Source organism: Microbacterium kribbense, assembly GCF_039537285.1.
GTDB lineage: Bacteria > Actinomycetota > Actinomycetes > Actinomycetales > Microbacteriaceae > Microbacterium > Microbacterium kribbense.
In genome coordinates this window covers 16,268-27,730 of the sequence record NZ_BAABAF010000006.1, presented here as the reverse complement: position 1 = coordinate 27,730, position 11,463 = coordinate 16,268, and the positions used below count along the sequence as shown (strand labels likewise).

The following is an 11,463-nucleotide window of genomic DNA, read 5'->3' as shown; positions in this document are numbered from 1 at the left end:
ATCCGGCCTCGCCCATGCGCCTAGCCGCCAGTACCCTCGGGCTCCTGAAGCAGGACGATCTCGACCTGGAGCCTACCGTCGTCCGCCACCATGACCGACACGTCCTCCAGCGATGCAACCAGGGCATCGGCGTGCCCGCGCAGCTGCTCGACATTCTCAGTCCCGACAACCCCCACCGCGATACAGCCCGCCGCCGATGCCGAGTCGAGACCAGAAGCCGTGTCCTCAAATGCCAGCGCGCGCTCTGTGCCGATGCCCCAACGCTGCGCCCGGCGGAACGGCTCCGGATCGGGCTTGCCAAAGTCAACATCGTCGGCAGTGATCAGCAGACTCGGCGTGGGAAGTGCGCTGGCTGCGATCCGCGCACGCGCCACCGGGCCGGCGGCAGACGTGACGATCGCCCAGCGATCCGCCGGGATGCTTTCGACCAAACTCCGGGCCCCGGGCTTGAGTGGAATCGGTACAGAGATCTCTGTCTCGATCTCGGTGAGCCGCCGCGCGGCCGCGCCACTGCGATGCGGTGCGACGAGATCCGCGATGAGATCTTCCGCGGTACGACCGTGAAACTTCCGTACCAGACCGAGATCGATCCCTTCCTCGCGCGCCCACACCGCCCACGACGACTCGACGGCGTTGATCGAGTCGACCAGGGTCCCATCCATGTCGAACAGGACTTCGGAGACAAACCACCGCCGACGCACCCCCGTCGGCGGTGCGACGCTCAGCTGCGCCACGTCAGCCCGCAGAACTGGTCGGCGTGAGAGCCGGGACGATCATCGTCTTGATCGCCAGAGGATCTGTCTGTGCCTTCATCAGCGCACCTTCGACGTCCTCTAATCCATATCTCCCGGTGACGATGTCAGAGACATCGATCCGCCCGGTTGAAATGAGGTCGATCGCGGTCGGCCAGGTGTTCACGTATCGGAAGGTTCCAGTGAGCGTGATTTCGCGATGCTGGATCATCGCGATAGGAATGGTCAACTCATCACCACCCATTCCGACCAAGACGGCGATGCCACCGCGCTTGATCGCAGGAAATGCCGAGCCGATCGCACCCGCGTGCGCGGACGCGTCGATGTAGATGTCGAAATGCTCGTCATACGCGCTCAGGTCCGAGGCTGCCGGATCAAGTGCGACCGTCGCACCGTGCGCAAGTGCGAATTCGCGCCGGTGTGGAATCGGGTCGCTGATGACGACCTCGGTCGCGCCAAACGCGCGCGCAACCTCAAGATTCAGGATGCCGATGGGGCCGGCACCGGTGATCAGCACCTTCGCTCCCGCAGTCACCCCAGCTCGCCGGGCAGCGTGGACAGCCACCGACACCGGTTCCACCAGGGCCGCCGCCTCGTCGCTCATAGAGTCCGGGATCGCATACGCGAAGTCGTCGTCGACCAGCGCATACTCGGCAAACGACCCATCCACCGGCCAGGCGCCGTAGAAGCGGATCTTGCGGCATAGATGGTAGCGACCGCTCTTGCAGAACTCACATGAGCGACAAGGTGTCTGCGGTTCGACAGCGACGCGAGTACCGATGCGTTCCGACGGGACACCGTCCCCCACCGCCGCGATCACTCCAGCGGTTTCGTGGCCGAGCAGCAGCGGCCCCTGCACCACGATATCGCCGACATGGCCGGTCTCATAAAAGTGAGTGTCCGAACCGCACACGCCCACGGCAGTCACACGGACGAGCACCTGCCCGGGGCCTGGCTGCGGCACCGGGACCTGCTTCAACTCGATCGTACGTGGCGCTGACAATACGCTCGCAGCCATCATCTCAGGCAGAGACATGTCCATTCCTTTCGTTCGGGCGAACTAGCCCTTGACCGTTCCCGCTGTCAGGCCGCCGACGATCCAGCGCAGCGAGAATATTGCAAACAGAATTCCGGGAACCATCGATACGACGGTCGCAGCCGCCATGGGCCCCCAGTCAATCGACTGATACGAGATGTACTGCTGGATCCCGGTGGTTATGACCTGGGTGTTCTTTCCGCTGAGCACCAGCGGCAACGTGTAACTGTTCCACGCCCAGATGAATGACAGCATCAGGCTCGCTCCGAGTCCGGGTGCGATTAGCCGGAACAAGACGTGCCGGAATGCCGTCCACCGATTGCCACCATCGACGGCAACGGCCTCCTCGAGTTCCGGGGGTAGATCCTCAATGAAGGAGCGGAGCATCCATACGAGCATCGGCAGCGTAACGATCTGATAAGCGAGGATCAGGCCGATGTAGCTGTCCGACAGCCCCGTCTTCTGAAAGATCAAATAGAGCGGGAGGATGATCAGCAGTTCGGGGGCGAATCGAAGCGACAAGAGGCTGAATGCGATGCTCTCGCGCCCCCGAAAAGTGAATCGTGCAAGCGCATAAGCGGCGGGCAGGCCGACAACGAGAGTCAGCGCCAACGAGCCCAGTGTCACGATGATGGAGTTGAGGAACGGGGTCAAGAATTCCGGTCCACTAAACACCTTCACATAGTTGGCGATGGTCGGCAAGAACACGAACTTCGGTGGATTAGAGATGATGTCCTGTGGTGTCTTCAGGGACATCATCATGATCCACACGATCGGCGACAACGCGAAGATCGTCCACGCCGTCAACAGCAGGATGTAGACCGTGTGTTTGCCTGCATGACGACGCTGACGGAGCCGCACTGGCCGGTCGACGCGATCACGCAGTCGCACAGCCGCGTCCTGAGTGGTCATAGCGGTCACGACATCGCCTCCTTGCGGCGGGCCTTCAGCAAGAAATAGGAAATCAGATAACACAGCAACCAAAGCACGATCAACGCAGCCATTGCCGTTCCGAAGTTCAGGTTTCGGATACCTTCCAGGTAGGCCAGTACGTGCAAGTTGGTTGTGGCATCGACCGGCCCTCCCTTGGTGGTCGTGTAGATGATGTCGAACATCTTGAGCGAGTCGATTCCGCGGAATGTGATGATCACGACGAGAACCGGCATCAGCATCGGCAGAGTAACGGAGACGAAGTTCCGAATCGGCCCGGCGCCGTCGACTGCCGCTGCTTCACGAAGTTCCGCCGGCACGCTCTTCAACCCCGCCTGGGCGAGCAGGACAACGAAGGGAGTGAAGATCCACACATCGATCAGCACGACGGACCATAGCGCGCTGTCTGGCCCATTGAGCCAAAGCAGCTTGTTCTGCCCAACTGCCTGCAAAAGCCAGTTCACGACGCCGTTGTCGGTCAGCATGACTTTCCACATCAGTGCAGCAATAACTGGCGGAAGCAATAGCGGCAGAACGATCAAGACGCGGAAGACGTTTCCGTATCGGCCTTGGTTGAGTAAGATCGCCAGTCCGATCCCCACCACACATTCGATGACCACAACAGTCACCGCGTACAGCAGCGTGATCCAAATAGCATGCAAACCAGCGCCGGTCGTGAACAGGTCGACGAAGTTCTGTCCCCAGTTGAACTTGGGCGCGCCACGGTTCAGGCGGTACGACGTGAACGACCACCAGGCGCCCGTGATGAATGGGTAGAGAATCGCCACCAGGACAGCGAGCCCCGGCAACAGGAGCAGATATGGGAGAGATGGCTTGTGTTTCATCGGAGAGCCTTCTGAGTCGGAAGTGGGCCGGCGAACACTGCCGCCGGCCCACAGCGTCCTACTTGATCGCCGCGTCGATCTTTTTAGCGGCATCGTCCAGTGCCGACTGGACGCTCTGCTGGCCGAGCAATGCCGACTGGATCGCAGTAGCCCAGATGTCACCGGCCTCGGTCCACGTGGCAGAAGGCGAATACATCCAGCGGGCGTATTTGGAGAGGATTTCCTTCCACACCTTGTTGTAGTCTCCCCAACCCTCGGTGGCCTTCGCCATCTCGGGGCTGTCGGCCACCGAGAGGCGAGTCGGGTTCATGTTGCCGTTTGAAATGGCTGCCGTGAGTTGTTCCTTAGAGGTTGCCCACTGAATGAACTGCCATGCGGCGCCCTTATGCTTCGACGCAGCATTCATTCCTAGCGACCACACCCACATGCTCGATGCACGACCCTCCGGCCCCTCGGGCGGTAGTGCATAGCCCACCTTGCCTGCGATGGCACTGCCGGCCTTCTCGAAGTCAGGAGCCATGTGGTCCGCATCAATGTAGAACGCGACGTTGCCGGCGAGGAAGTCCTGCTGGGCCTCGTACCAGGTATAGCTGCTGGCGGCCTTGGGACCGGTCTTCATGAGGTCGACCCACTTCTCCACCGCCTCGACCCCCTGCGGCGAGTTGACCGTGGCTTTGCCGTCGGTGAAGTCTTTGACGCCATATGCGCCAGCGAAAGTGGAGAAAGGGTTGAGCGTCGGATAGGTCTTGTCCCCGCGACTAACGAAGCCCGAGATCTTCTTGCCGTCGAACTCCGTGCCGTTCAACTGCTTTGCGTCCGCGATCAACTCATCGATGGTCTGAGGCACTGCCATGCCGTGCGCTGCCAGAATGTCCTTGCGATAGAACAGCGCATAGCCCTCTTCATTCGCGGGAATGGCCCACGTTCCCCCCTTGCCTGCACCGGCGAAGTCCGTCGTGTCCCAGCGCTCTGCATCGATCAGTGCGGGGAAGAAGTCCTTGAAATCCCAATCGGGCGCCGTCTGCTTGGCGTCGTCGACCCACGGCTGCAGATCTTCGATCCAACCTGCGGCGGCATACTGATAGTTCATCGGCTGGGACGTCATGAAGACGTCGTATGAGCCCGACTGTGATTGCAGTTCGGTGACGAGTTTGACCATGTAGTCAGTCTCGGTAAGTGTCTCGACGTTCACCTTGACACCCGTCTTTTTCTCAAAGTCGCTCAAGTCTTGCTTGACCGAATCTGACAGCGGGTGCTGGCTCATCAGGACGTTGATCGTCGTGCCCTTGTAGTTCTGCCAATCAAACGACTTGACCGACGATGACGTGTCTTCCGGACCGCTGCCCTGCGCGCATCCAGCCACCATGGTGACGGCTGCCGCTGTTGCGACACCCACAAGGATCGCGCGCCGCAGGCGCGGCCTCCGACGAGATGAATGCATACGGAACTCCTTTGAACACGAATGTTGAACTCGGATACGCCGCCGGCAGATTGGCCGAGGGGCACGACCAGACACTACGAGATCTGAACGAAAGTTACTCTATGCTGCACATATGAGCGAGATACCTCTCCCCACTCAGCTTCGCTGTGCCTATGTCGCCGTGCAGCATCTGCAGTACGGAACGCCGATGCTGGAACTCGCGTCTGAGCTCGGTGTGTCGCGCTTCACAATTAGCCGGATGATTGATCGCGCACGGCATGCCGGCCTTGTCGAAGTGGTGACCCACCTTCCCGAACCCGTCGACCTGGAGGTGTCGGCCCTGCTCCAGCGGGCCTTCGCGCTGGATGACGCGATTGTGGCCGTGCCGCCGTCGGCGGACGAACAGACCGTCCGCGCGGCGATCGGACAGGTCGCCGCCAATCTGCTCCGTGCGATCATCGCGGACGACGATGTCGTTGGCGTCGGCCCCGGCCGAACCATCCTCGAGACGGCCGGTCATCTCACTACCCTCGCTGCCTGCGACATCGTGCAGTTGACCGGCGTCGCCTCGGACGATCCGGTGGGCGACCTGCGAGCGCTGATGAAGCTGAGCGAAGCATCTGGAGGCAGACTGTTCCCCGTGCACGCGCCGTTGGTCACCACCGACTCGGATTCTCGACGTGCAATCACAGCGCAACCCGCCATCCGCAGCGCCTTGCACCGCATGGACTATCTGGACCGCGCCGTCCTGACCGTGGGCGGATGGCCGGACAGCTCGCTCTTGGCGCGCCAGTTCGCGACGATGGGCGAACTCGACGGATTGCTGGGACGAGGAGTGGTCGCCGAGATCGGATGCACTCTGCTTGATGGCGACGGGCACGAGATCGACGGATATCAGGACCGATTCGTAGGCATCACCAGTACCCAACTGTCCTCCGTGCCAACCACGATCGGCCTTGGGGGCGGTCCCGGCAAAGAGCGCGCCCTGCTGGCGACTCTGCGCTCGGGCCTGGTCAACACGGTCGTCACCGATATCACGACCGCGCGTGCGGTCCTGGATAACATGTGATCCGATGACCGAACTGCCGATGCAGGTGCGCGCAGATGACGAGCCGGGCACGGCACTGTGCTTCGTGACGGCGACCGTCGACGGCATCGCCGAGGAGTTCCTGCTCGACACCGGCGGCTCGCGCAGCCGGGTGCGCGCGAGCGGTCGCACCGCCGGCTGGCTGATCGAGGACGACGACCGGTCCGGCCGCGGCGTGCACGGACCGGCCGGACGCGTCTTGCGGGCGCGGGTGCCGGCCATCGCGTTCGGGCCGATCACGGTGCGCGACGTCGTGGTGGACGTCTCGACCGACGACGCGCACGGGGAGAGCGCCCTCCTCGGTCTGGACGTGCTGCACGGCCACCGCCTCGACATGCTGCCGGCCTCAGGCGTGTGCCGCATCGACGCCGACGAGCCGGTGGATGCCGTCTGGCCGCTGGTGACGTCCTCGCGCCATCACCCGATGCTCGACGTGGCGTGGGACGAGGCATCCGCCCGCGCCGTCTGGGACACCGGCGCGAGCATCACGATCGTCGACACCGGGTTCGCGGCGGCGCACCCCGGACTGTTCGTGCCGCTCGGCGAGTCGAGCGGCACCGATGCGCATGGCAGCACCGCCGACACGCCGCTCGTGACGATGGCCGCCTGCCGCATCGGCGGGCGTGTCTTCGCGCCGTCGCCGGCGGCGACGGCGCCGATCGCGGGGCTTGCCCGTCCGGGCGACCCGGCGTTCGAGCTGATCGTCGGCTACCCGATCATCGCGCAGGCGAACTGGGCGACCGACCTGCGCGCGGGCGCCTGGGGCTTTCTGCCGGACTGAGCTCTCAGACCGAGCTCGGACCGAGATCAGGGCTGCAGCAGCTTGCCGGTCTCGTGCACGACGCTCGTGCCGGTCGGATCGATCAGCTTCTGTGCGACGAGCCCGCGCGCCTGATCAGAGGACTGATAGCGCAGTGCCGGGGCGGGATCGGCGGCGATGTCGCGGATCACCTCGCCGACCGACTGCGCCGACTGGCCGGCGGCACCCATCGCCGCAAGCCGCCCGTTGAACCGGGTGATCAGGTCGCGATACGGGTCGTCGGCGGGGATGTCGTGCACGTGGCCGCCGACGTGGGCGAAGAACGGCGTGTTCACCGGCCCCGGCTCGAGCACCGAGACGAAGACGCCGAACTCGCGCATCACCGCCGCCAGGCTCTCCATCAGTCCCTCGACGGCGAACTTGCCGGCGTTGTAGGCGTCGCTGAAGGGCAGTGCCACCACGCCGTTCAGGCTCGTCACGGTGATCACCCGGCCCGAGCGCGCGGCCCGCATGCCCGGCAGCACGGCCTTGGTCACCCGCGCCACGCCGAAGAAGTTCAGCTGCAGCGACGCCGCCAGCTCATCGAGGCTGAGCTGCTCGAGTGTGCCCCGGTGTCCGGCGCCGGCGTTGTTGACGAGCAGGTCGATGCCGCCGCGCTCGGCCAGGACGGCGCCGATGCACGCGGCGACGGACTCGTCGCTGGTGACGTCGAGGCTGCGCAGCGTGACTGCCGGCAGTTCTGCCGCCAGCGCCTGCAGCGCCTCGGATGCCTCGGGCCGGCGCGCGGTGGCCACGACGTCCCAGCCGGCGACGGCCAGCGCGCGGGCCGCCGCCAGGCCGATGCCGCTGCCGGCACCGGTGATCACTGCTGTCGAAGTCATCCGACACGATCCTCTCTGGCCCGGCCACGATGGCGGTGCAGGCCCGCTCAGTATCGTCCCGCAGCGGTGTCCCGCGCCAGGGCCGACATCGCCGCCAGGACCGCGTCCACCACGTGGTCGGGATCGGCCAGCGGATTGGCGGCGACCGAGCGGAACCAGCTCTGGCCGTCGACGACCGCGGTGCTGACCCAGGCATCCTGCAGCCGCGCGCGCACCGCCACCGGATCGGCGCCCCGCGGCCGCCAGACCACGACCCCCGCGACCGGTGCGGCCCACAGCTCGAGCGCCGGCTCGGCGGCGACGCGCGCGGCCAGCCGTGCCGCCAGCGCCATGTCGGCGTCGATGCGCGCCGCCAGGCCCACCCGCCCCCACGCGAGCAGAGTGGCCGCCAGCGGCAGCGCGGCGGCGCCGTGCGAGCCGAGCAGGCCGATGTTCGGCGCCCCCAGGTAGCTGCCGCCGTAGCTCAGGCACTCGTGCGCGGCCGCCACGTCGGCGAACAGCACCAGCGCGCTCTCCTTGGGCTGGTACAGCCACTTGTGCGCCGAGATCGCGACCGAGTCGGCACCCTCGATGCCGTCCAGCACCGCCGCGTGCGACGACAGCTGCAGCGGTCCCGCCCACGCCGCATCCACATGCCGCCAGGCAGCGCCGGATGCCGCATCCAGCGGATCGATCGATCCGGTCGCCGTCGTGCCGGCGGTCAGCACCACGGCGGCGTCGGACAGGTCCGCCGGAAGCAGGTCGGCGCGCAGCCGCTGCGCGGCATCGACCGGCACCTCGACCAGCTGCATCCCGAGGATGCGGGCGGCCTTCGCGACGCTGACGTGTGCGACGGCGGATGCCACGACCCGGCGGGCGCCGGTCAGGTCGCGGGCGGCCCACAGCGCCGTGAGGTTCGCCAGCGTCGAATCGGGCACGAGATGGCCGCCGGTCATCCCGAACTCGGGCGCGAGCCATTCGACCACGCGCTGCTCGAGCAGCCGGGCGCGCGGCGCGGAGTCGGGCTGCAACAGGTTCTGGTTCATCGCGGCGGCCCACTGCGCGGCCGCCCACGTCACCCACGGGGTGGGCGGATCCATGTGTGCGAAGAAGCCGGCATGGTCCAGCCGGGTCGCCTCGACCAGCGCGGTGTCGGCGAGCCGTGCCAGCGCCGCGCGCGAGCCGATGCCGTCGGCCGGCCACTGCGCCGGAACCGGCAGCGGCGCCACCGGATCGCCGTGCGCCGTCCCCCGCCGGAGCTTCGCGTCGATCAGCCGCGCCAGGGCGTTTTGGAGGCCGTCCTCGTCAGGCGCGAAGTCGCTTTCGTGTGCCATGGCTGTGAAACTCCGATTCGACATTGAAATCGTTGGGGTACTGACTATATTATGGGGTGGGCGCACTCGACGACGCGTTCTCGATCGAAGGAGATCCCATGCAGTTCTATCGTGACGGCTACCGTCCCGGCGACCCCGACATCATCCCGGTCGCACGCGAGGCCCTGACCCGCCCGACCGAGTTCCCCGCCGAGATGGACGTGCTGATCGTCGGGACCGGACCGGCCGGCACCGTGCTCGGCGCGCAGCTGGCCGAATTCCCCGGCATCCGCACCCGTGTCATCGAGCGCCGCGGCGGACCGCTCCAGCTCGGGCACGCCGACGGCGTCGCCTGCCGCACCGTGGAGATGTTCCAGGCGTTCGGGCTGGCCGAGCATCTGGTGCGCGAGGCGTACTGGGTGGGCGAGGTGCACTTCTGGGGGCCGTCCGAGGTCGATCGCACCCGCATCCAGCGCACCGGCTGGGTGCAGGACACGCCCGACGGCCTCAGCGAGTTCCCGCACGTGATCGTCAATCAGGCGCGCATGCAGCAGTTCCTGCTGGAGCACATGGAGAAGTCCGCCAGCCGGCTGCAGGTCGACTACGGCATCGAGTTCGTCACACTCACGGTCGGTGACGGTCCGTACCCGGTCACGGCGACGCTGCGCCACCGCGGCGGCGAGTACGACGGCGAGCAGTTCACGGTGCAGGCGAAATACGTCGTGGGGTGCGACGGAGCACGCAGCGGCGTGCGCACCGCGATCGGGCGCGAACTGAGCGGAGATGCGGCCAACCACGCCTGGGGCGTGATGGACGTTCTGGCCACCACCGACTTCCCGGGCTGGCGCACCAAGAATGTGGTGCAGTCGGCCGGCAAGGGCAGCCTGCTGATGATCCCCCGCGAGGGCGGCAACATGGTGCGCTGCTACGTCGACCTGGGCGAGATCCCCGACGGCGACACCACGATCCGCTCCACGACCGTCGACCAGCTCACGAGCGTGGCCAACAACATCCTGCACCCGTATTCGATCGACGTGCGCTCGGTCGCCTGGTCGTCGGTGTACGAGGTCGGACAGCGCCTGACCGACAAGTTCGACGACGTACCAAAAGATGATGCCACCGGGCGCCTGCCGCACGTGTTCATCGCCGGCGACGCGTGCCACACGCACTCGGCGAAGGCCGGTCAGGGCATGAACGTGTCGATGCAGGATGCCTTCAACCTCGGCTGGAAGCTCGCCGCCGTGCTGGAAGGGCGGTCGGATGCCGCGCTGCTGCACTCGTACTCGGCCGAGCGGCAGTGGGTGGCCGCCGACCTGATCGAATTCGACCGGTTCTGGTCGGCGTTCATCGCGCAGCCGGCTCCTGACCCGGCCCACCCCGAGCTCGGCGGCGTGACCGCCGAGCAGATGCAGGCCGAGTTCGCCCGGCAGGGCAGGTACACCGCGGGCCTGGCCACGAAGTACACGCCGTCGGCGCTGATCGGCGGCGACGAGCACCAGCAGCTGGCCTCCGGATTCGAGATCGGCACCCGGTTCCACTCGTCACCGGTGGTGCGCATTGCGGACGGCAAGCGCGTGCAGCTGGGCCACACCCACCTCGCCGACGGCCGGTGGCGGCTGTATGCGTTCGGCGACGCGGGCGGCTCGGGGCTGATCGACCTCGCCACCTGGCTGGGCGAATCACCGGATTCGCCGGTACGCCGGTTCACCGCGCCGGGTGCCGACATCGACAGCGTGATCGACGTGCACGGCGTCTTCGCCGCAGGTCACCACGACATCGACATCACGACCCTGCCCGAGATGCTGCTGCCGCATTCGGGCCCGTTGGGCCTGCAGGACTGGGAGAAGGCGTGGGCTCTCGACCCTGCGGACGACATCTATGCCGCGCGCGGCATAGACTCCGCCGGCGCGATCGTCGTCGTGCGGCCGGACCAGTACGTCGCCCAGGTGCTGCCGCTGTCGGCGCGCGCGCAGGTCGCAGACTTCTTCGCCGGGTTCCTGCGCGACCAGCGTGCGGTCGTGCGCCGATGATCGAGCGCGAACCCCAGCGGCACATCGGCTATCTGATCCGCCGAGCGCAGCAGCTGCACGTGGCGACGTGGGCGCGGATCGTGTCGACCGAGATCTCCAGTCCGCAGTACACGATCCTGGTGATCCTCGATCAGCGCGGCAGCGCCAGTCAGCGCGAACTCGGCGACGAGGTCGACCTGGACCGCTCCACGATCGCCGACCTCGTCGCGCGGATGGAGCGCCGCGGCCTGCTGCGGCGCGACCGCGACCCGGACGACGCCCGCCGCAAGACCGTCACCCTGACCGAGCACGGCCGCGCCGAGCGGGTGCGGCTGCGGCCGCTGGTCGAGCAGGTGCAGCGCGAGCTGGTTGCGCCGCTGAGCGACCAGGCGCATGCCGGCCTGCGCCATGCCCTGCACGGGATGCTGGACCTCGACGACTGAGCGCCTCG

At 66.3% G+C, this 11,463-nt stretch carries 11 protein-coding genes; 4 read left to right on the top strand and 7 right to left on the bottom strand.

Going from position 1 to position 11,463, the window contains the following annotated elements; genetic code table 11:
* Positions 1 to 20: 20 nt before the first annotated feature.
* The 5 genes from ABD705_RS08380 to ABD705_RS08360 are packed head-to-tail and all read right to left on the bottom strand — an operon-like array spanning position 21 to position 5,004.
* Complete coding sequence (locus tag ABD705_RS08380; RefSeq protein WP_344782490.1) at positions 21 to 734, bottom strand: HAD-IA family hydrolase; 714 nt, start codon at positions 732 to 734, stop codon at positions 21 to 23.
* A 1-nt stretch (position 735) separates the two neighbouring features.
* On the bottom strand, positions 736 to 1,788 hold the full coding sequence (locus ABD705_RS08375) for an NAD(P)-dependent alcohol dehydrogenase (RefSeq protein ID WP_344782488.1): 1,053 nt from the start codon (positions 1,786 to 1,788) through the stop codon (positions 736 to 738).
* Positions 1,789 to 1,812: 24 nt separating this feature from the next.
* Positions 1,813 to 2,700, bottom strand: coding sequence for a carbohydrate ABC transporter permease (locus tag ABD705_RS08370; protein WP_344782880.1), 888 nt, complete (start codon positions 2,698 to 2,700; stop codon positions 1,813 to 1,815).
* 5 nt (positions 2,701 to 2,705) lie between these two features.
* On the bottom strand, positions 2,706 to 3,563 hold the full coding sequence (locus ABD705_RS08365) for a carbohydrate ABC transporter permease (protein WP_344782486.1): 858 nt from the start codon (positions 3,561 to 3,563) through the stop codon (positions 2,706 to 2,708).
* A gap of 58 nt (positions 3,564 to 3,621) precedes the next feature.
* Positions 3,622 to 5,004 (bottom strand): ABC transporter substrate-binding protein, encoded by a 1,383-nt coding sequence (locus ABD705_RS08360; protein WP_344782484.1) that lies wholly within the window; start codon positions 5,002 to 5,004, stop codon positions 3,622 to 3,624.
* 112 nt (positions 5,005 to 5,116) lie between these two features.
* Here ABD705_RS08360 and ABD705_RS08355 point away from each other — a divergent pair, with 112 nt between their 5' ends.
* Positions 5,117 to 6,052 carry a sugar-binding transcriptional regulator gene (locus tag ABD705_RS08355; RefSeq protein ID WP_344782482.1) on the top strand — a complete coding sequence of 312 codons (936 nt, stop codon included), beginning with the start codon at positions 5,117 to 5,119 and terminating at the stop codon, positions 6,050 to 6,052.
* A gap of 4 nt (positions 6,053 to 6,056) precedes the next feature.
* Complete coding sequence (locus tag ABD705_RS08350) at positions 6,057 to 6,851, top strand: aspartyl protease family protein (RefSeq protein ID WP_344782480.1); 795 nt, start codon at positions 6,057 to 6,059, stop codon at positions 6,849 to 6,851.
* A gap of 26 nt (positions 6,852 to 6,877) precedes the next feature.
* Here the strand turns inward: ABD705_RS08350 and ABD705_RS08345 are convergent, their stop codons facing one another.
* Both ABD705_RS08345 and ABD705_RS08340 read right to left on the bottom strand, forming a co-directional pair.
* On the bottom strand, positions 6,878 to 7,711 hold the full coding sequence (locus ABD705_RS08345) for an SDR family oxidoreductase (protein ID WP_344782478.1): 834 nt from the start codon (positions 7,709 to 7,711) through the stop codon (positions 6,878 to 6,880).
* A gap of 47 nt (positions 7,712 to 7,758) precedes the next feature.
* Entirely contained in the window at positions 7,759 to 9,024 is a 1,266-nt protein-coding gene (locus tag ABD705_RS08340; RefSeq protein ID WP_344782476.1) for a pyridoxal phosphate-dependent decarboxylase family protein, read from the bottom strand.
* Positions 9,025 to 9,122: 98 nt separating this feature from the next.
* Between ABD705_RS08340 and ABD705_RS08335 the strand changes: the two genes are divergently transcribed.
* Together ABD705_RS08335 and ABD705_RS08330 are read left to right on the top strand one after the other, a co-directional pair.
* Positions 9,123 to 11,033: an FAD-dependent monooxygenase gene (locus ABD705_RS08335; RefSeq protein ID WP_344782474.1), complete on the top strand. Its 1,911-nt coding sequence runs from the start codon at positions 9,123 to 9,125 to the stop codon at positions 11,031 to 11,033.
* Positions 11,030 to 11,455: a MarR family winged helix-turn-helix transcriptional regulator gene (locus ABD705_RS08330; protein ID WP_344782472.1), complete on the top strand. Its 426-nt coding sequence runs from the start codon at positions 11,030 to 11,032 to the stop codon at positions 11,453 to 11,455. Before ABD705_RS08335 ends, ABD705_RS08330 begins: the two co-directional genes overlap by 4 nt.
* Positions 11,456 to 11,463 lie beyond the last annotated feature (8 nt).